The sequence below is a fragment of the Embleya hyalina genome (assembly GCF_003967355.1).
Lineage (GTDB): Bacteria > Actinomycetota > Actinomycetes > Streptomycetales > Streptomycetaceae > Embleya > Embleya hyalina.
In genome coordinates this window covers 425,904-444,472 of the sequence record NZ_BIFH01000016.1, presented here as the reverse complement: position 1 = coordinate 444,472, position 18,569 = coordinate 425,904, and the positions used below count along the sequence as shown (strand labels likewise).

At 73.4% G+C, this 18,569-nt stretch carries 17 protein-coding genes; 7 read left to right on the top strand and 10 right to left on the bottom strand.

Going from position 1 to position 18,569, the window contains the following annotated elements:
* Nucleotides 1–34: 34 nt before the first annotated feature.
* Nucleotides 35–1,495 carry an aminotransferase-like domain-containing protein gene (locus EMA17_RS12665; protein WP_126637033.1) on the bottom strand — a complete coding sequence of 487 codons (1,461 nt, stop codon included), beginning with the start codon at nt 1,493–1,495 and terminating at the stop codon, nt 35–37.
* Nucleotides 1,496–1,641: 146 nt separating this feature from the next.
* Here EMA17_RS12665 and EMA17_RS12660 point away from each other — a divergent pair, with 146 nt between their 5' ends.
* The 4 genes from EMA17_RS12660 to EMA17_RS12645 all read left to right on the top strand — a co-directional run bounded on the left by EMA17_RS12660 (nt 1,642) and on the right by EMA17_RS12645 (nt 4,866).
* Nucleotides 1,642–2,502: an SCO6745 family protein gene (locus EMA17_RS12660; protein ID WP_126637032.1), complete on the top strand. Its 861-nt coding sequence runs from the start codon at nt 1,642–1,644 to the stop codon at nt 2,500–2,502.
* Nucleotides 2,499–3,290, top strand: coding sequence for an enoyl-CoA hydratase-related protein (locus EMA17_RS12655; protein ID WP_246126619.1), 792 nt, complete (start codon nt 2,499–2,501; stop codon nt 3,288–3,290). The genes EMA17_RS12660 and EMA17_RS12655 overlap by 4 nt, the downstream gene beginning before the upstream one ends.
* Before the next feature lie 73 nt (nt 3,291–3,363).
* Complete coding sequence (locus EMA17_RS12650; protein WP_126637031.1) at nt 3,364–3,852, top strand: DUF1203 domain-containing protein; 489 nt, start codon at nt 3,364–3,366, stop codon at nt 3,850–3,852.
* A gap of 117 nt (nt 3,853–3,969) precedes the next feature.
* Complete coding sequence (locus EMA17_RS12645) at nt 3,970–4,866, top strand: Gfo/Idh/MocA family protein (protein ID WP_218042767.1); 897 nt, start codon at nt 3,970–3,972, stop codon at nt 4,864–4,866.
* 34 nt (nt 4,867–4,900) lie between these two features.
* Here the strand turns inward: EMA17_RS12645 and EMA17_RS12640 are convergent, their stop codons facing one another.
* Together EMA17_RS12640 and EMA17_RS12635 are read right to left on the bottom strand one after the other, a co-directional pair.
* Nucleotides 4,901–5,758 (bottom strand): SAM-dependent methyltransferase, encoded by an 858-nt coding sequence (locus tag EMA17_RS12640; RefSeq protein ID WP_126637029.1) that lies wholly within the window; start codon nt 5,756–5,758, stop codon nt 4,901–4,903.
* A 220-nt stretch (nt 5,759–5,978) separates the two neighbouring features.
* On the bottom strand, nt 5,979–6,257 hold the full coding sequence (locus EMA17_RS12635) for a type B 50S ribosomal protein L31 (RefSeq protein ID WP_126637028.1): 279 nt from the start codon (nt 6,255–6,257) through the stop codon (nt 5,979–5,981).
* A 286-nt stretch (nt 6,258–6,543) separates the two neighbouring features.
* Between EMA17_RS12635 and EMA17_RS12630 the strand changes: the two genes are divergently transcribed.
* On the top strand, nt 6,544–7,335 hold the full coding sequence (locus tag EMA17_RS12630) for a maleylpyruvate isomerase family mycothiol-dependent enzyme (protein WP_126637027.1): 792 nt from the start codon (nt 6,544–6,546) through the stop codon (nt 7,333–7,335).
* On the opposite strand, the gene EMA17_RS12625 is transcribed toward EMA17_RS12630, so the two are convergent.
* The 5 genes from EMA17_RS12625 to EMA17_RS12610 form a co-directional block, all read right to left on the bottom strand.
* Complete coding sequence (locus EMA17_RS12625; protein ID WP_160161388.1) at nt 7,308–8,846, bottom strand: DUF2079 domain-containing protein; 1,539 nt, start codon at nt 8,844–8,846, stop codon at nt 7,308–7,310. The two genes, EMA17_RS12630 and EMA17_RS12625, sit on opposite strands and share 28 nt — an antisense overlap.
* Nucleotides 8,847–8,985: 139 nt before the next feature.
* Entirely contained in the window at nt 8,986–9,648 is a 663-nt protein-coding gene (locus tag EMA17_RS51715) for an SGNH/GDSL hydrolase family protein (protein WP_160161387.1), read from the bottom strand.
* A 125-nt stretch (nt 9,649–9,773) separates the two neighbouring features.
* Entirely contained in the window at nt 9,774–11,852 is a 2,079-nt protein-coding gene (locus tag EMA17_RS12620) for a HelD family protein (protein ID WP_126637025.1), read from the bottom strand.
* Nucleotides 11,853–11,884: 32 nt separating this feature from the next.
* Nucleotides 11,885–12,517: a TetR family transcriptional regulator gene (locus EMA17_RS12615; RefSeq protein ID WP_126637024.1), complete on the bottom strand. Its 633-nt coding sequence runs from the start codon at nt 12,515–12,517 to the stop codon at nt 11,885–11,887.
* A 251-nt stretch (nt 12,518–12,768) separates the two neighbouring features.
* Nucleotides 12,769–13,404 carry a hypothetical protein gene (locus tag EMA17_RS12610; RefSeq protein ID WP_126637023.1) on the bottom strand — a complete coding sequence of 212 codons (636 nt, stop codon included), beginning with the start codon at nt 13,402–13,404 and terminating at the stop codon, nt 12,769–12,771.
* A 343-nt stretch (nt 13,405–13,747) separates the two neighbouring features.
* Here EMA17_RS12610 and EMA17_RS12605 point away from each other — a divergent pair, with 343 nt between their 5' ends.
* Nucleotides 13,748–14,350 carry an HDIG domain-containing metalloprotein gene (locus tag EMA17_RS12605; protein WP_126637022.1) on the top strand — a complete coding sequence of 201 codons (603 nt, stop codon included), beginning with the start codon at nt 13,748–13,750 and terminating at the stop codon, nt 14,348–14,350.
* 159 nt (nt 14,351–14,509) lie between these two features.
* Nucleotides 14,510–14,977, top strand: a complete 468-nt coding sequence (locus EMA17_RS12600) for a pyridoxamine 5'-phosphate oxidase family protein (RefSeq protein WP_126637021.1) — start codon at nt 14,510–14,512, stop codon at nt 14,975–14,977.
* 111 nt (nt 14,978–15,088) lie between these two features.
* Here the strand turns inward: EMA17_RS12600 and EMA17_RS12595 are convergent, their stop codons facing one another.
* Nucleotides 15,089–17,206 carry a fibronectin type III domain-containing protein gene (locus EMA17_RS12595; RefSeq protein ID WP_126637020.1) on the bottom strand — a complete coding sequence of 706 codons (2,118 nt, stop codon included), beginning with the start codon at nt 17,204–17,206 and terminating at the stop codon, nt 15,089–15,091.
* Nucleotides 17,207–17,333: 127 nt separating this feature from the next.
* The coding region (locus tag EMA17_RS53275) for a chitinase (protein ID WP_246126618.1) at nt 17,334–18,569 on the bottom strand (1,236 nt) is incomplete at its 5' end.

Below are 18,569 nucleotides of genomic sequence, written 5' to 3'. Positions count from 1 at the left end.
GCCCAGGCGCGGACGGGGGCAACCACCCCTTCGGTCAGCGGCCGGCCGCCAGTCGGCGGGTGTGTTCCTCCCAGGCGGCGGTCAGCCGGTCGACGCCGGTTTCCAGGGTGTCGGCCGACTCGGCGAAGGACAGCCGTACGCCGTGGTGATGGCGGCCGTCCACACACGCGGCGGCGCCGGGCGCGACCAGGACGCCGTAGCGCGCGGCCAGGTGTACGAAGGTCGTGCTGTCGGCGACCGGCAACTCGGCCCACATCGACAGGCCGGCGCGCGGCGCGGTCACCCGCCAGGCGGGCAGCTGCTCGGCCACCAGCCCGAGCAGCAGGTCGCGGCGCTCGGCCAGGGTTTGGCGCAGCCCCTCCCGCCAGCGGGCATCGGCGGCGCGCAGGAGCCGGGCGGACAACACCTGCGCGGGCACACTCGGCGCCACGGCGGCGGCCTGGGCGGTCTGCGCGAGGTAACCCCGAAGCGCGTCCGGCACCCGAAGCCACCCGACCCCCAACCCGGCCCAGAACATCTTCGACATCGACCCCAGGGCGATCACCGCGTCATCGGCGGCGGCGAGGGGGGCGAGGCGGTCGTCGGGGAGTGTGCGGAGGCTGTCGGGAGGGGTGGGGAGGCCGTCGGGAGGGGCGGGAAGGTCCAGCGCGGCTTCGGAGAGGTTTTCGAGCAGGATCGCGTTCGCGGTGCGGGCCACCGCGAGCAGGGCTCGGCGGCGCGGGGCGGACAGCGGGGCGCCGGTCGGGTCGTGGGCGGGGGAGGCGACCAGGATCAGCGGTGCGTGCAGGCGGGCGGCGGCTCGGTCGACGGCGGATACGTCCAGGCCGAGGGGATCCACACCGATGCCGATCGGGCGGCCCCCGGCGGCGGTGACGGAGGCCGCGAGGCCGGGTGTGGTCGGGCAGCCGGTGAGTACGGGGCGGCCGGGCGAGACCAGCGCCGCGATCACCAGGGACAGCGCGTGCCGGGCGCCGGCGGTCACGATCACCTGTTCGGCGGTGGTCGGCAGGCCCAGGTGTGCGCTCAGGTGCGCGGCCAGGGCCTCGCGCAGCTCGGGCAGGCCGCCGGGATGCCGCCCGTGGCCGTCCCGGCCGGACAGCGCGATGGTGTCGTCCACCGGCGGCAGGTGGCCGGTCCCGGCCGGTACGGACCGGGACAGGTCCACCACCTCGTCGTCGGCGACCAGGCGGCGGACCGGCGCGGCGACGGCGGGCCGGCTCCATCCGGGCCGGCGCTCGACGAAGGTGCCGGCGCCCTGGCGGCGGGACACCAGGCCGGCCTCGACCAGCGTCTCGTAGGCGCGCACCACGGTGCCGCGGCCGACCCCGAGGGCGTCCGCGAGCGGGCGTTCGGCGGGCAACCGGGCGCCGGTCCCGGCGACGCCGCGCTCGATCGCCTCGGCCAGCGCCTCGGTGATCCGCCGGTGGCGAGGTCCGGTACGGGAGCGCCAGTCGTCGAGGGCGATCCGCACCCACCATTCGGGATCCTGGTCCATTCGGTCAGATTGGCACTGTCCGGGCCGGGCGACAACGGGCACGCTGGTCGACACGGGGGCGGCCCGTCGGTCGCCCGACCCGTGCCCGCCGACCCCTGCCCGCCGACCCGTGACCCGGTCCCGGCATTCGACGAAAGGCCCCGCCGTTGTCCCCCACCCCCACCCTCGCCCGGCGGTTCTGGGAGGCGATCGAACCCGTGCACGCGGTCGCCTACTTCGCGCCCGAACCGGCCGAGGCGGCCCGCGCGCTCGGCCTGATCGGCTGGTGGATGGGCTACTTCGCGGGCCGCCTGGCCCCGCTCGGCCCGGTCCGCGCCCCCGAGGCGAGCGCGCTGTGCTTCGCCTTCGCGCCCGCCCGCGTGGCCCGCGCGCTGCCCGACGCGTGGGCGTACACCACGCCCGAGAAGGTGCTGGACACCCGGCTCGGCGCGGTGGAGACGGCGCTGTCCCGGGTGTTGCCGCCGGTGGGCGCGCGGCACCTGGAACAGCTGACCGAACTCCTGGAGACCGCCGTCGAGGGCTGCGGCCACGAGGGCCGGGCGCTGGCCGCCGCGTGGTCGGGCGTACCGCGTCCCGACGGCGTGCTCGGCCGGTTGTGGCTGGCGAGCACCGTACTGCGCGAACACCGCGGCGACGGCCACGTGATCGCGGTCGCGCACGCCGGCCTCACCGGCCTCGAAGCCGGCCTGACCCACGCCGCCACCGGCAACGTCCCGCACGAGCTGCTGCGGAGCACCCGGGGCTGGACCGACACGCAATGGGAGGCGGCCCGGCGGCGTCTGGTCGCCAAGGGCCTGCTCGACCGCGACTCCCGACTCACCCGAAGCGGCGGCACGCTGCGCCGCGACCTCGAACACGCCACCGACCGCCTCGCCGCCGACCCGGTCACCCGGCTCGGCGCGGCCGGCGTCGAGGAGGCGATCCGCCTGGCCACGCCGCTGGCCCGACACCTGGTGGACCACGGCGTGATCCCCGTACCCAACCCGATCGGAGCACCCCGCCCGTGAGCGCCACCGTCATCGAACCGACCCTGCGCGTGGCCCGCGACGGCGCGATCACCACGTTGACCATCGACCGCCCGGACAAGCTCAACGCGCTCGACTACGCCACCATCGACGCGCTCACCGCCGCGCTGGACGCGGTGGAGGCCGACGACACGCAGCAGGCCGTCGTCCTGACCGGCGCCGGCGAGCGGGCGTTCAGCGCCGGTGCCGACATCACCGACCTCGCGGGCAGCATCGCCGGCGGCGTGGATCGTGCGCTGCGCGAGATCGTCCGCCGGGGCCAGGGGCTGACCCGGCGCATCGAGGAGTTCCCCAAGCCGATCATCGCGGCGGTCAACGGTCTCGCCTACGGCGGTGGTTGCGAGGTCACCGAGGCCGCGCCGCTGGCCCTGGCGGCGGCACACGCCACCTTCGCCAAGCCGGAGATCGGCCTCGGTTTCCCGCCGCCGTTCGGCGGTTCGCAACGGCTGCCCCGACACATCGGCCGCAAGCGCGGCCTGGAGATGATCCTCACCGGCGACCCGATCGACGCGGCCCGTGCCGCCGAACTCGGCCTGGTCAACCGGGTGGTGCCGGCCGCCGACCTGCTCGCCGAGGCGAATGCGCTGGCCGAGCGGATCATCCGCCACTCGGCGAGCGCGGTACACGCGTGCCTGGCCGCGGTCACCCGGGGCATCGGCCTGCCGATCGACGAGGGCCTGGCGGTCGAGGCGTCCTGGTTCGCGGTCACGGTGCCGACGGAGGGCGTCGCGAACGGCCTGGCCCGCTTCCGCGACCGCCGACGCCCGTAAAGCCGCCGCCGGCCGAGAACGCGGTGTCCGAATGCCGCCGGCATCGGTGGTGCCGGCGGCGCAGGCTTGGGGCATGACCACCACCACGAGCCCCGCGCCGACCTTCGTCGTACAGCCGATTCCCGCCGACCTCCTCGCCGACGTGCGCGCCGCCGGGCTCGACGTCTCGGGCCATGCGATCGAGACCCACGTCGCCAAGGGCGGCGAACCGCTGCGCTGTTGCCTGCGCGAGGCCGAGCCGGACGAGGCGTTGATCCTGTTCGGCTACGAACCCCCGCTGCCGGCAAGCCCGTACCGCGAGATCGGCGCCGTCTTCGCACACGCCGCGCCCTGTGCCGGCCCGGCCGACACCGGCTATCCGACCCAGTGGCGCTCCCGCGCCCAGGTCTTCCGCGCCTACGACCGGCGCGGCCGGATCCACCCGGCCACGCGCGTGTACGACGCCGACGCGCCGGAACCGGTCCTGGCCGAGATGTTCGCCGACCCCGAGGTGGTCCTGATCCACAGCCGCAACATCGGCTACGGCTGCTACATGTTCGGCGTGACCCGCTCGAACGCCTGACCGGCCGGGCCGGATCCGGCCCCGGCCGACCCCGCCGTCGCCGCGCCGGTCGCGGCGAGGCGTGCCGCGCGCCGGTACGCTCGCCCGGCGGGGTGGGCAGGGTGCGTATCGGAGGCGATGACGATGGTCGAGCAGGTCGCGGTGGGACTGGTCGGGGCCGGACCGTGGGCGAGTTCGGTACACGCGCCGGTGTTCGCGGCCGGTCCGGAGACCCGGCTCGCCGCGGTGTGGGCGCGCCGGCCCGAGGCGGCCGAGGCCCTGGCCCGGGCGCACGGCGCCGCGGCGTGCGCGGAGTTCGACGAGTTGTTGGACCGGTGCGAGGCGGTGGTCTTCGCGGTCGCGCCCGAGGCGCAGCCCGCGTTGGCCGAGCGGGCCGCCCGGGCGGGCAAGGCGGTGCTCCTGGAGAAGCCGATCGCGGCCGACCTCGACACCGCCCGCCGGCTGGCCGACGTGATCGGCGAGGCGGGGGTCGGCTCGATGGTGACGCTGAGCGCCCGCTACGCGCCGCGCGTCCGGGAGTTCCTGGCCCATCTGGAGAGCGTCGAGACCCCCTGGCGGGGTAGCCGACTCGCCTGCGTCACGGACGCGTTCCTCGACGGCCCGTTCGCGGCCTCGCCGTGGCGGCAGGCCCGCGGGGCGATTCTCGACGTGGGTCCGCACGCCTTCGACCTGACGAGCGTGGCGCTCGGCGAGATCGTGGACGTGCGCGCCGAGTCGCCCGGTGCCGGCTGGACCGCGCTGCAGCTGCGGCACGCTGGCGGCGCGGTGTCCCAGCTGGTGCTGTGTTGCACCGCGAGCGGCGGCCACCGGTACGACCTGGAGGTGTTCGGCTCGGCCGAGGCCGTCGCGCTCGACCTGCGCGAGGCGATCGGGGCATCCGCCTTCGCCGTGCTGCGGGCCGAGTTCGCGGCCCTGGTCCGCGACGGCGGCGAACACGTGTGCGATGTGCGTCGCGGGCTGTATCTCCAGGAGATCATCGCCCGCGCCGAGGAACAACTCGTCGCGGCACGCTGACGTACGCGCGCCGCGACGTGGGCGTGCCGCCGGATCAGGCCGTCACCTTGCGGGCGATGCCGCCGGCCATCAGTCGCTGACCGACCGTCAGCGGCTCCTGGACCGGCTCCTCGGGACGCCACTGCGGCAGGAAGACCACGCCCGGATCGACCGACTCGAAGCCGTCGAAATAGGCGGTGATCTCCTCCAGGGTGCGGAACCGGCCCGACCCCAGGTCGGTGAGCAGTGCCTTCTCCAGCGCCACCGCGTCCGGGCTGGAGGCGCAGAAGTGGGTGAGGAACAGGAAGCTGCCGGCCGGGAGCGCCGCCTTGTACTCCTCGACGATCCGCTCCGGGCCCTCGTCGTCGTTGAGGTGGTGCACCACGCCGACCAGCATCAGGCCGACCGGCTGGTCGAAGTCGATCAGCGCGCGCACGTCCGGGTGGTTCAGGATCTCGGCCGGCTCGCGCAGGTCGGCGGTGACCACCGTGGTGTTCTCGTTCTCGGCGAGCAGGGCCCGGCCGTGCGCCAGCACGATCGGGTCCTTGTCCACGTAGACCACGCGGGCCTCGGGCGAGTGCGCCTGGGCCACCTGGTGGGTGTTCTGCACGGTCGGCAGGCCGGACCCGAGGTCGAGGAACTGGCGGATGCCCTGTTCGGCCATGAACCGCACGGCCCGCCCGAGTATCGCCCGGTTGTATCGGGCGACGTCGCCGATCTCCGCGACGATCGCCAGCGACGCCTCGGCGATCGCGCGGTCGACCGGATAGTTGTCCTTGCCGCCGAGCACCGCGTCGTAGACCCGGGCGATGCTGGGCGTCGAGATGTCGATGCCGACCGGCCGCCAGCCGTCGTCCGGTCCGTCCGCACCGTCGACCGAGGGCTCGTCGGTCGCGCGCGCGTCGTCAGTCATGAGGGTCTCCGTCCGTCGGGAGAGGAATGAGGGGTTCCCGTTGACGGTAAGCCTATTGGTGATCTTGCCGTTTCGTTGCCACGAACAAGGACCAACCCCGGGGTCGCGCGATCCCGACGCGGCCGACCAACTCACCTGCGGTGAGCGGCAGTCGGTACGCCGGACGCGCGAACCCCCCTCGGTCGGCGCGGAATCCCGGCCGAATCTCATCCGGAACGGGTCACCCGGTGCCGCTCCCGCCGTCGCCACCGGCGTGCCGATCGCCGTAACGCCGCTCGAACTTGGCGATCTCGCCCTCGGGGTCCACCGGGCGGGCGTTGCCGGTGTAGAAGGGATGGCTCTTGGAGGAGATCTCCACGTCGACGACCGGATAGGTGTTGCCGTCGTCCCACTCGATGGTCTGCTCGCTGACCGCGGTGGACTTGGTCAGGAAGGCGTATCCGGCGGAGCGGTCCCGAAAGACCACCGGACCGTAGGCGGGGTGCTTGTCCTGCTTCATGGCTGCTCCTCGAGGTGATCGGGGGTGACGGGACGGGTTGGTGGACGCGGCCCCGAACCGGGCCGTTTCCCGATCCGCCACCGCGCCAACACACGACCCCCCGAACTTCTTCCGGCGACGCGCGAACGACCACCGACCACGCCCACCACCAGCGTCGCCAACAACCCGATCCCCCGCGAGACCGGACACCCGTACGGCGCAACGCGCCCTGTGGTGCGGGTGCGGTGTGTCGGTCGGGAACGGGTGAAACCCACCGGCCGTGCGCGGGTCGACCGATAATGGCGGCATGGACCATCTCGCGCACTTTCGACACGAGGTCCGGGCCTTCGAGGTTGCCGCGCGTCGCGCTCTCGACGCGGACGAGGCCCCGTTCGTACCGTCCTGTCCGGAGTGGACCGTCACCGACCTGGTCGGCCACCTCGGCGCCGTGCACCGCCTCGTGACGGCGGTGGTGGCGGGCCGGCTCACCGCGATCCCGGATCACGCCGACGCGTCGGTGTACCACCTGCCCGACGAGCGCGACGGCTGGCCGATCCCCGGCAAGGCGCCCACCCCGGGGCCGCTGCCGGTGGGCCTGGTCGACTGGTTCGCCGACGGCGCGGGCGCGTTGGCCGCGGCGTTCGCGAACACCCCCGGCGAGACCGCGGTCTGGACCTGGTCCGAGGAGCGGACCGTCGACTTCTGGGTGCGCATGCAGACCATCGAGGCGGCGGTACACCGCTGGGACGCCGAGAACAGCCTCGGCCCCGCCGCGCCGATCGCGGCCGAGTTGGCCGTCGACGCGATCCGGCAGAACTTCGAGGTGATGGCGCCGGCCCGACGGGAGCGGGGAGAGGCCGCGCCGGGCGCCGGGGAACACCTGCGCTTCCGGCGCACCGACGGGCCGGAGGCGTGGTCCGTGCGCTTCGACGGCGACGTGGTCCGCCTCGACGCGCCGGGCACCGCCGACGTCGAACCGGCCGGCACCGCGTCGGACCTGATGTTGTTCCTGTGGCAGCGCATCCCGGCGGACCGCCTGACCACGACCGGCGACCGGGCCGTACTCGACCGCTACTTCACCCTCGTGCCCGCCCTGTAGGCGCGTACGCCCCCGGTGCCGGCCGCCGGCGCCGGCCCCGGTGGATCGCAGCGCAGCACCACGAAACCCAGTTCCTCGCCCACCTGTCCGCATCCGGCGGCGCGCAACCGGCCAAGATAGGCGTTCTGTTCCGCCACGGACACCGGGAACCCGCCCGCCCAGGTGTCCGCGAACACCCATCGGGGACGGATCCGCGGATCCGGGAGCAGCGACACCACGTTCCGCGAAGTCAACTGCGGCGCCAGATGGTTGGTCGCCGACACCGGCACGCCCTCGGGTACCAGGTCGACCATGTGCCGCGCCGCCGCGTAACGCGGATCGGTGCGCCAGAAATCGGCACGCGCCAGATCCCGGAACGGGAAGTCGCGGACCAGCAGCACCGCCACGAGCAGGCAACCCACCGGCAGCACCCGGGCATAGCCCCGGACGACCCGCCGGCGCGCGGTGCGCAACCGCGGCCGGGCGTCGATCAGCGCGAGGAACAGCACCGGCATCAGCGTCGCGCTGTAGTGGAAGTGCGTGCCCCAGTGCGGCGGTACATCCGACAGGAACCGCCAACCCAGCGTCGGCAGCGCGACCAGCGCCACCGGCGAGCGCACCGCCGCGCCGCCCGTGACGAGCAACAGCAGCCATACCGTGTGCAGTTGCCGCTCGACCCGGGCACCCGGCCCCGGAGTGTCCGGCGGCCCGCCGGTGAACGAATCCCAGTACGGATAACCGCCGTCCGGGTTCGCGGCCGGCAGCACCACACCCACCACGAGCGCCGCGACGACCAGTCCGAACACGGCCAGGGCGAACCCGTACCGCACGGCCGCCCGGTCCGGCTCGGGGGCGTGCGCGGCGCGGCGGGCGACCAGCAGGCCGATCACCGCGACCGTCACGCCGAGATCCTCCTTGACCAGGACCAGCGGCACCGACCACACCACCGCCGCCCGCAGACGCCCCTCGACCAGCGCCGCGAGCGCGAAGGCGAGCAGCGGCACCGCGAAGGCGACCTCGTGGAAGTCGAAGCGGAGCAGGCTCTGCAGGCCCCACGACAGGGCGTACGCCACGCCCAGCGCGGTGCCGCCGGCGACTCCGCAGCGCCGCACCGCCGTCCGGGTCACCGGCAGTACGGACAGCCCGACCAGCAGGGCCTGCGCGACCAGCAGCGTCTCGGCGGCGGGGAACATCCGGTACACCGGCGCGAGCAGGGCCAGGATCGGGTGGAAGTGGTCGCCGAACACGTTGTATCCGGCTCCCTTGAGGTCGGCCACCGGGGCGCGGCCGTGCGCGTAGGACCGCACCACCTGCTCGAAGATGCCCAGGTCGAATCCGGTGGTCTCCAGGCGGTGCTGACGGCGTACCCCGTGCGCCGCGTAGAGCGCGCCGGCGCACCCCGCGAGCAGCAGGGGCAGCGCGCGGGACACGAACCGGGCCGGGATCGCCGGAGCACCCCGATCGGGCCGGCGCGGATCGTGTCGCACCCGGCTCGGGAGCGGGGGGCCGACGGCGGTCGTGTACTCGCTCACCCAGCGAAGGCTGGGCAGCGAACCCGTCACGGCGGCGCGGCGACACGGCTTCGGCACGATTGATCCCCCGACCGGCGCAGTGCCGCTGAGCCGGTCGGGGGTCGCGGCGCGGGCGGTCGTGGGCGGCCCGTCGAGGGGGCTACTCGGGGTCGAGGTCGGCCCGGTCGCGGTGGGGGTGCGGGCCCGTGGCGCCGCCGGCCGCTCTGGGGAGGGGGCGCGGGTAGTGGGCGCCCAGGTGGAACCGGTCGGCGAGGGCGTCGGCGAAGGCCGCCGCGATGCGGACCTCGCCCGCCGGGTTGGGGTGCAGGCCGTCGGCGGTGTGGTCGCCCGCGTCGAACTCGGCGTCGGTACCGGCCACCACGATCGGCGAGTCGGCGGTGTCCAGGTCGGCGGCGATCGCGTCGATGCGGGTGTTGTAGCCGGCCGCGCGGGCCGCGAACTCCGGGTCGGGGCCCGCGTGATGTGTGGGCAGGACGTGGCCGAGCACGATCCGCAGGTTCGGATTGGCGCGGCGGGCGTCGGCGATGGAGGCCCGCAGGTCGGCCTCGAAGCGACCCGGATCGACCGGCGGCCGGCGCAGTTCGTCGACGCCGAGCAGGACCAGCAGGTAGTCCGGCCGATACTCGGCCACCTCGGCCCGGATGTCGTCGAGGGGGTCGTCGGAGCCGACCAGGTCGAGCCGCACATCGTGGGCGCGCAGGTGCCGCCAGAGCCGATATCGCCAGGTCCGGGCGCCACCGCCGACGTGTCCGATCGCGTCGCCGGCGATCATCACCGGCACCTCGTGCGTCGCGCCCGACATCGTGGCCTCCCGGGTCGATCACCGGCCGTGTCCGGGGACGGTTCCCTCCCACACGTTAGGTTGGCCGCCCGCCCGCCGCCTGCCCGGCTACCGCGAACGGGTGGCGGGCGCGCGACCACCGTGCGTCACTCCAGGGCGGCCCGCAGCACCCGGGGCAGCGGTTGGGCGTGCACGATGTCCAGTCGCGAGACGGCCCGGGTCAGCACCACGTACAGCCGCCCCGCGCCGCGGGCCTCGGCGGCCACGATCGCGGCCGGCTCGACCACCACGACGTGGTCGTACTCCAGGCCCTTGGCCAGCGTCGCGGGCAGGACCGTGACCCGGACGACGCCGGTCGGGTCCGGTGCGTCGGCGGTGGTCGTGGCGATGCCTGCGGCGGTCAGGGCCGCGCGCAGCGGCTCGGTCCCGGTGTCGGCGGCGATCACCCCGATCGAGCCCTCGCGGGCGAGTGCGGCGCGTACGGCCGCGACCGTGGCGGGTTCCGGGTCGGCGACCTCACGGATGGTCAACTCGCCGTCCCGGCGCAACGATCGGGCCGCCGGTACGTCCACGTCCAGGCTCGCGAGGAGTCGGTTGGCCAGGTCCACGATCACCGCCGGGACGCGGAAGCCGACGGTCAGCGGGGCCACCTCGGCGTCGGGGCGACCCAGGTGGGCGAGCAGGTCGGGCCAGGTGCGGGCGGCCCAGGGGGTGGTGCCCTGGGCCAGGTCGCCGAGCACGGTCACCGAGCCGGAGCCGATCCGCCGGGCGAGGGCGCGGCACTGCATCGGGGACAGGTCCTGGGCCTCGTCGACGACGACGTGACCGTAGGTACCGGGCCGCTCGATCAGTCCGGCGATCTCGTCGAGCAGCACCAGGTCGGCGGCCGACCAGCGGGCGCTCCTGGCCGAGCGCGGCGGCTTGGTCCAGTGGATGGCCGCCTGCTCGGCGGGGGTCAGCACACCGTCGGCGGCCCGCGCCAGGGCGTCCGGGTCGGTCAGCAGTTCGGCCAGCACCTCCTCGGGGCCGGCCTTCGGCCAGGATCCGTCGACGAACGCGGCGAGGCCCCTGGCCCGGCCCATCCGGCGCAGCCATTCCCCCGTCGGCGGCCCGGAGTTGCGCTCGGCCTGCAGTTGCAGCACCCGCACCGCGCGAGCCCGGACCCGCTCCCGGCCGACCTCGTAGGGGGTGTCCTCGGCGCGCACCCGCTCGACGATGCGGGCGAGTTCGTCCAGCGGGATGCGGCGTCGGTAGGAGCCGTCCGGGATCACCACCGGCTCGGTCGGCGCGCCGACCCGGGCGTACAGCGCGCGGCGCAGCACGGTCGCCATGCGCGCGTCGTGCTTGACCACCTCGGCGGCCGGTTCGTCCCGGGCCCGGATCGGGTGCCGGCCGACCTCGTCGTCGATCGTGGCCTGGCGGATGCCGGTCTCGCCGAGGGCCGGCAGCACCTCGGAGATGTAGTGCAGGAAGGCCCGGTTGGGGCCCACGATCAGCAGCCCGCCGCGTTGGATGCGCCGGGGGTGGGTGTAGAGGAGGAAGGCCGCGCGGTGCAGGCCGACGGCGGTCTTGCCGGTGCCGGGTGCGCCCTGGACGCAGATGGACGCGGTCAGGGCACGGCGGACCAGGTCGTCCTGTTCGGGCTGGATGGTGGCGACGATGTCGCGCATCGGACCGACGCGGGGCCGGTTGATCTCGCCGGCCAGGATCGCGCCGGGGCCGCTCGCGGGATCGGGTTCGCCCGGGTCGGGGCGGGTGTCCAGGTGTTCGTCCTCGAAGCTGGTCAGGTCCTCGGCGGCCCCGGCGCTGCGCGGCGCCCAGCCGAAGCGGCGACGCACCGCGACGCCCTGCGGGTCGCGGGCGCTCGCCCGGTAGAAGGCCCGGGAAATCGGCGCGCGCCAGTCGACGACCAGGGGCGGAACGGTCGGATCGATGCCGATGCGACGCCGGCCGATGTGGTACCGGCCGCCTCGATGCTCGCCGGCCGCCCCGGACTCGGCGAAGTCGAGTCGGCCGAAGAACAGTGGCGTCTCCGGCAGTTCGGCCATCTCCCGGGCCCGGCTGCGCAGCGTGTAGCCCAGCGCCTCGGCGTCGGCGCCGGACGCCGAGACGTCCTCACCGGTGACGACGTGTTCGGCCGCGCCCTCGACCATCGCGGCCATCACGGCGCGGCAGGTCTCGTGGTGGGAGCGCTCGCTGACGAGTTCGGCATCGAGGGACGTCATACGCCCAGGATAATGCAACTCGGTTAAATATGTTACTCAGTAACGCTCGCGAGGCGGGTCAGCCCGCCGGCCAGTCGGTCGAACGCCCCCTCGGCCGCCGTGCGGGCCTCCGGGAGCAACGCCGTCGCCCGCTCCCCCTCGGCGATCCGGCGCCAGTTCTCCCGGGCCAGAATGCGCTGGACGGTGACGATCTGCCCGGCCGCCAACAGGGCCTCCAGCGGATCCGGCCCGCCGAGCGCGTCGGCCAGCGCGTGTTCGGCGCGATCGGTGTACGCGAGCAGCCGGGCCACCAGACTCGGCGTCCCGTACAGGAGCCGATGAAAGGCCAACACCTCCGGCGCGTCACTGAGCCCGGTCACCGGATCGAACCGCTCCAGCCCGGCCACGAAGTGCCGGCGCAGCGCCGTCAGCGGAGAAACACCCCCCGGACGCCCCGCCACCACCCGCCCGGCCTCGTCCTGATGATCGGCGAACCGATGCAGCACGAGGTCTTCCTTGGTCGGGAAGTACCGGAACAGGGTCGGCTTGGACACCTCCACGGCCGCCGCGACCTCGGCAACGGACACCGCGTCGAACCCCCGAGCCACGAACAGCCCGATGGCGGTATCCGAAATCGCCCCCACCAACCGAGCCCGCTTCATCTCCCGAAGCCCCACGACACCCATATCCGTCACGATACGTGACCCCGACACCCCACCGGTGCCGGGCAGCGGCGGGGCGCGGCGCAGGTGAGACCACTGCGCGCGACAACCACGAACCCGGCCCGGCCGCAGAGGCTCGGCCGGGGTCGTCAGGGCGAACGGGCGGGCCGTGTCGGGGCGAGCCCGCACCCGGGCGCTCATCGGGGAGGAGGCGAAGTGATTCTCCTCCGCCGCGCTCCGTCGGGCGCGGAGGCGCGGTGTGGGTGTTTCCGTGGCTATGCCGCGTTGGGGGTGGTGATGTTTCGGGACTGGAGGGTGGTGATGACCACGTCGGCCACCGCGCCGGCGTCGTGGCCGTCGATGTCGATCACGATCGCGTGTCGGGGGTCGGCCTCGTGGGCCAGGGTCAGGTGGGCCTCGGCCACACGTTCGAGGGCGCCTCGGCGGGTGAGCCAGCCGCGGTCGTCGGCGGACAGGACACGCTGGCCGGAGAGGCGGTCGCGCAGGGTGCGGGCCGAGGCGGTCAGGTGCACCGTGACGGTGGGCTCCTCCAACACCGCCCGATACTCCGCGACCTGGGCGCTGAGCCGCGTTCCGTCGGCCCGGTAGATCGCCGCCCCGTCGGCGGCGACGCCGGCCGCCCACGTGTGTACGATCACCGGCCCGCTCGGCCGGCGGCGCTTGACCAGCGCGTCGGCCCGCAGCAGCCCGGCCAGGCCCAGGCCGTGTCCGGGGCGGGTGTCCAGGCGGATCGATTCGGCGCGTCCGGCGATCGGGGTGCAGCCCAGTGCCGCGCCGAGCGTGTCCGCGAGCGCGGCGGCACCCGCGCCGGGCGGTCCCTCGATCGCGATGAACGCGTGGTGGTCGGTGCGCCCGGCGGGAGCGGGCCCTGCGAGCGTGGTCGGGGTCATCGCATGTCCTGGTTCGCTGGGATGGCCGTCGGTCGCGGACGGACTCGCCCGAGCGTGCGCGCGCACGTCGCCGGCCGTCGCCCCTCCACGGTGCCCGATCCCGGGATGCCCCCGCAGGATCGACCGGGCGAACATCAGGCGACCACGAGGATACCCGTCGGGGCCGCCGAAGATCGAACTCACGCTCGACACAGGCCCGTTCACCTCCGCACACCACCCGGTCCCGGACCTTCCCGACCCGGATCCGAGCCCCCGACCGGGCCCTGGCGTCCGCCGCGTCGCCGCCACGCGGAGCCGCCGCCCGTGCGGACGAACCCGACGCCCCCTCGGCTAGGCTCCCCTGATGGCACAACTTCCGACGGTCGCCGAGATCACCGCGTTGCACCAGGCGTACGCACCCACCCGAGCGGTCTTCGAGAAGGTGCACACCCACTGCGGAATCGTCTGGCGCATCGCGGAGCAGCTCCTGGCCGGCCCCGCCGGCGCGGGCGTGGACCACGACCTGGTGCGGGCCGGGTGCCTGTTGCACGACATCGGCGTGTACCGGCTCTACGACGGCACCGGTCGACTCGACGGCGCCAACTACGTACGGCACGGCCTGCTCGGCGCGGAGATCCTGCGCAAGGAGGGCCTGCCCGAGGTGCTGCACCGGTTCTGCTCCTGTCACACCGGGGTCGGCGTGACCCGGGCCGACGTGGTGAACCAGCAACTGCCGATCCCGGTCGACGACTACGTCGCGGAGTCGGTCGAGGAGCGCCTGGTGATGTACGCGGACAAGTTCCACAGCAAGTCGAACCCGCCCCGCTTCCTGCGCCCGGACACGTTCGCCGCCAGGATCCGCCGCTTCGGCGACGACAAGGTGGTCACCTTCGAGGCCCTGACGGCCGAGTTCGGAAACCCCGAACTCGACACGCTGGCCGCCGAGTTCGGCCACCGCGTCAACTGAGGGTCGGCGAGTCGCGCGGACCGGGTCGGCGGCGTCGTGGTCCCGCCGGCGCCCGCCCCGGAGATCGGCCCCCCGTTTTCGGCGACCGACGCGTCCGCGAGACTGGGTGCCGTCCGACCACGACGCACCGAACATACGGAATTCGGAGGCACCCGCACCATGACCACGCCGCGACCGCCCGCCCGCAGCGCCGAACAGCGCCGTCTGGACACCCTGCACCGCCTCGAACACGACATGGACGCGTGGGTGGCCACCGCCGACGCGAAGACCGGAACGCCGTACCTGGTGCCGCTGTCGTTCCGCTGGGACGGGGAGACGATCCTGATCGCGACCGTCTCCACGAGCCCGACCGCGCGCAACCTGCTGGCGGGCGGTACGGTCCGGCTCGGCATCGGGCCGACCCGTGACGTGATCATGATCGAGGCCGACGCCGAACCCGTGGCGGTCGCCGACATGGCGGCCGGGACGGCGGACGCGTTCGCCGCCGCCTGCGGCTTCGACCCGCGCGAAGCCGCCGCCCCGTACCACTACTTCCACCTGCGTCCGCGACTCCTCCAGGCCTGGCGCGAAGCCGACGAACTGAAGGGCCGCACCCTCCTGCGGGACGGCGACTGGCTGCACCCGTAGCGGGATTCGGCGGGTCGCCGAACATGGACCGGCCCGCCGCCGGTCTCACGTGGGTGCCGGCGGCGGGGGTCGCATCGGGGAGGGCCGCCCGGGGTGCTTCCCGGGCGATGCCTACCTGCGGAAGTACGTGTCGAAGTTGCGCGAGAACTCGAGGTTGTTGAACCGGTCCCAGTTGATCGACCAGGTCATCAGGCCCCGCAGGTTCGGACGGACACCGTGCGTCTGGTAACTCCCGCAATTGGTGCCCTTGGTCAGGCAGTCCAGGGCCTTGTTGACCTCGGTGGTGGACACCCAGCCGTTGCCCGCCTGGGTCGAGGCCGGCATGCCGATCGCGACCTGCTCCGGGCGCAGCGCCGGGAACATGTTCTCGGTCTTGCCCGCGACCGGGAAGCCGGTGAGCAGCATGTCCGTCATCGCGATGTGGAAGTCGGCGCCGCCCATGCTGTGGTACTGGTTGTCCAGGCCCATGATCGAGCCGGAGTTGTAGTCCTGCACGTGCAGCAGGGTCAGGTCGTCGCGCAGGGCGTAGATCACCGGCAGGTAGGCGCCGCAGCGCGGGTCCTGGCCGCCCCATTGCCCGGCTCCGTAGTACTGGTAGCCCAGTTGCACGAAGAACGTCTCCGGCGCCATGGTGAGCACGAACCGGCTGCCGTACTTGGCCTTGAGCGTCTTGACCGCCGAGATCAGGTTGACGATCACCGGGGTGGTCGGGTTCTTGAAGTCGGTGTCACCGGTGTTCAGGGACAACGAGTGGCCCTCGAAGTCGATGTCCAGGCCGTCGAGTCCGTATTCGTCGATGATCGCGCCGACGGACTGGACGAACTTGTCCCGCGCGGCCGTCGTGGACAGTTGCACCTGGCCGTTCTGGCCGCCGATCGAGATCAGTACCTTCTTGCCGGCCGCCTGCTTGGCCCGGATGGCGGCCTTGAAGTCGGCGTCGCTCTCCACGCCGGGGCATTCGGTCACCGGGCAGCGGTTGAACCGGATGTCGCCGGAGGTGACCGACGTCGGCTCGCCGAAGGCCAGGTTGATCACGTCCCAACTCGCGGGTACGTCCGCCATCTTGGTGTAGCCCGAGCCGTTGGCGAAGCTCGCGTGCAGGTAGCCGATCAGGGCGTGCGGGGGCAGTTGGCCGCCGCCGCCGTCGGTCGCGGTGGTGACGGTGAGCACCGCCGACTTGGCCGATTCGCCGGCCGCGTTGGTCGCGCTGACCTGGAAGCCGTACGCGGTGGCGGCGGTCAGTCCGGTCACCGTGGCGGTGGCACCGGTCACGGACTGCGCCAGCACCCCGTCGCGGTAGACGTTGTAGCCGCTCGCGCCGGACACCGCGGTCCAGGACAGCGGCACGGTGGTCGTGGTCGGCGTGCCGGCCGCGAGGCCGGTCGGGGTGGCGGGAATCTGGGTGCCTCCTCCGGTGGTGGTCGCGGTGACGGGGGCCGACTTGGCCGACTCGCCCGCCGAGTTGGCCGCGCTGACCTGGAAGCTGTACGCCGTGGCCTGGGTCAGGCCGGTCACCGTGGTGCTCGTGCCGGTGACGGTCTGCGCCAACACCCCATCGCGGTAGACCTTGTAGCTCGTCGCGCCGGGTACCGCGGCCCACGACAGCGGCACGGTGGTCGTGGTCGGCGCGCCGGCGGCCAATCCGGTGGGGACGGCCGGGATTTGGGTGGTGCCGCCGGGGCCGACCAGGGACAGGTCGTCGGCGTAGTACGCGCCGGTGCCGTACCAGCCGTGCGTGTAGAGGGTGACCGAGGTGGTGTTCGGCCCGGTGCGGAAGTTCGTGGTCAGGCGGGTCCAGTCCGGTGCGGAGCCGGTCCACGTGGCGGGGTCGGTGGTGCCGGTGCCGGTCGCCCCGAGGTAGACGTAACTGCCGCGCATCCAACCGGAGATCACGTAGTCCGAGGAGGGCTGCACGGTGACGGTCTGCGAACAGCGGGCGTTGTCGCCGCCCGCGGGAGTGGCCTTGAGGGCTCCGGTGCCCGCGTGCACCGGGGTGGTCACCGCGGCGCCGCTGCCGGCGCTGCAGGTCCAGCCGGTCAGGCCGGACTCGAAGCCGCCGTTCTGGACCAGTTCGGCGGTGCCGGCGGTGTCCGCGGCGTCGGCCGCACCGCCGCCGGCGACGGTGAGCATGGCGGCGGTCAGGAACGCGGTGCTCGTCGCGGCGACGAGCGGGCGCAGCCGCCCGGCGCGTGCTCGCGTGGGGGGACGGACGCTGGTGGATCCGGACATGGGATTCCTCGCGTGGTCGGGACGGGACGGTGCGGGGAGCCCGGGCCGGTCGCGTGGTCCGGCCCGGGCGGGGCCTGTCCGGCGGATCCCGGTGGATCTCGGCGGGCCCGGACAGGCCCCGGTGGCGCTACGGCAGCGTGTCGAGGTGCGGGCCGACGGTGTTGGAGAACTGGTTGCCGTTCAGGGCGTCCCAGTTGGTCGACCACGTCATCGCGCCGCGCAGACCCGGGTAGGTCTTGCTCGGCTTGAACGTGCCGCAACCCGTGCCCTTGGCCAGGCAGTCCAGGGCGTTGTTGACGACGGTCGGCGAGATGTAGCCCGAACCGGCGCCGCGCGGTGAGGCGGGCAGGCCGAGGCCGACCTGCGAGGGCGCCAGGCCGCCTTCGAGTTGGATGCAGGCGAGACCGGTGAGGAAGTCCACCGAACCCTGGCTGTAGACCTTGCCGTCGCAGCCGAGCATCGCACCGCTGTTGTAGTACTGGGTGTTGACGACGGTGAGGATGTCCTTGATCGCGAGCGCGGTCTTGAAGTACTCGGTTCCGGTCGACTGCATGTCGAGGGTCTGCGGCGCCATGGTGATCACCAGGCTCGGGCCGACCTTGCCGGAGAGCGAGCGCAACGCCTGCGTCATGTAGGTGGAGTTGATGCCGTTCTCGAGGTCGATGTCGACGCCGTCGAACCCGTAGTTCTGGAACAGGGTGTACAGCGTGTTGGCGAAGTTGCTCGCGGCGGACGCGCTGTTGATCGAGACGCTGCCCTTCTCCCCGCCGACCGAGATGATCACCTTCTTGCCGGCCGCCTTCTTGGCCGCGATGTCGGCCTTGAACTGCGCCTCGGAGTAGTTCAGCGCCGGGTCGAGGGTGAACGAGACGCCGCCCGGTTGGCCGGTGGCGTCGGCGAACGAGACCGCGATGATGTCGTATTCGGCGGGCACCTGGGCGATGGTCTGGATGGTGGCGCCGTTGTTGAAGTTCTGCCAGTAGCCGGTGAGTACGTGCTTGGGCAGCGTGCCGCCACCGCCGTTGGTGGTGGTCGCGGTCACCGCGCCGGACTTGGCCGACTCGCCGGCCGCGTTGGTGGCGCTGACCTGGAAGCTGTACGCGGTGGCCGGGGTCAACCCGCCTGCCGTGGCGGAAGTCCCGGTCACGGACTGCACCTTGGCGCCGTTCTGGTACAGGTTGTAGCCGGTCGCACCGGGCACCGCGTTCCACGAGAGGGGAACACTCGTGGACGTCGGCGCGCCGGCCGCGAGACCGGTCGGGGTGGCCGGGATCTGGGTGCCGCCGCCGGTGGTGCTCGCGCTCACCGTCGCCGACTTGGGGGACTCGCCGGCGGAGTTGGTCGCGGTGACCTGGAAGGTGTA

Coding starts and splice junctions, on each gene's coding strand:
- EMA17_RS51715 (WP_160161387.1), bottom strand. CDS start 9,648: ATGTCGGGCGCGACGCACGAGGTGCCGGTGATGATCGCCGGCGACGCG.
- EMA17_RS12610 (WP_126637023.1), bottom strand. CDS start 13,404: ATGACCCCGACCACGCTCGCAGGGCCCGCTCCCGCCGGGCGCACCGAC.
- EMA17_RS12595 (WP_126637020.1), bottom strand. CDS start 17,206: ATGTCCGGATCCACCAGCGTCCGTCCCCCCACGCGAGCACGCGCCGGG.
- EMA17_RS12635 (WP_126637028.1), bottom strand. CDS start 6,257: ATGAAGCAGGACAAGCACCCCGCCTACGGTCCGGTGGTCTTTCGGGAC.
- EMA17_RS12665 (WP_126637033.1), bottom strand. CDS start 1,495: ATGGACCAGGATCCCGAATGGTGGGTGCGGATCGCCCTCGACGACTGG.
- EMA17_RS12605 (WP_126637022.1), top strand. CDS start 13,748: ATGGCACAACTTCCGACGGTCGCCGAGATCACCGCGTTGCACCAGGCG.
- EMA17_RS12650 (WP_126637031.1), top strand. CDS start 3,364: ATGACCACCACCACGAGCCCCGCGCCGACCTTCGTCGTACAGCCGATT.
- EMA17_RS12630 (WP_126637027.1), top strand. CDS start 6,544: ATGGACCATCTCGCGCACTTTCGACACGAGGTCCGGGCCTTCGAGGTT.
- EMA17_RS12640 (WP_126637029.1), bottom strand. CDS start 5,758: ATGACTGACGACGCGCGCGCGACCGACGAGCCCTCGGTCGACGGTGCG.
- EMA17_RS12600 (WP_126637021.1), top strand. CDS start 14,510: ATGACCACGCCGCGACCGCCCGCCCGCAGCGCCGAACAGCGCCGTCTG.
- EMA17_RS12615 (WP_126637024.1), bottom strand. CDS start 12,517: ATGGGTGTCGTGGGGCTTCGGGAGATGAAGCGGGCTCGGTTGGTGGGG.
- EMA17_RS12620 (WP_126637025.1), bottom strand. CDS start 11,852: ATGACGTCCCTCGATGCCGAACTCGTCAGCGAGCGCTCCCACCACGAG.
- EMA17_RS12645 (WP_218042767.1), top strand. CDS start 3,970: ATGACGATGGTCGAGCAGGTCGCGGTGGGACTGGTCGGGGCCGGACCG.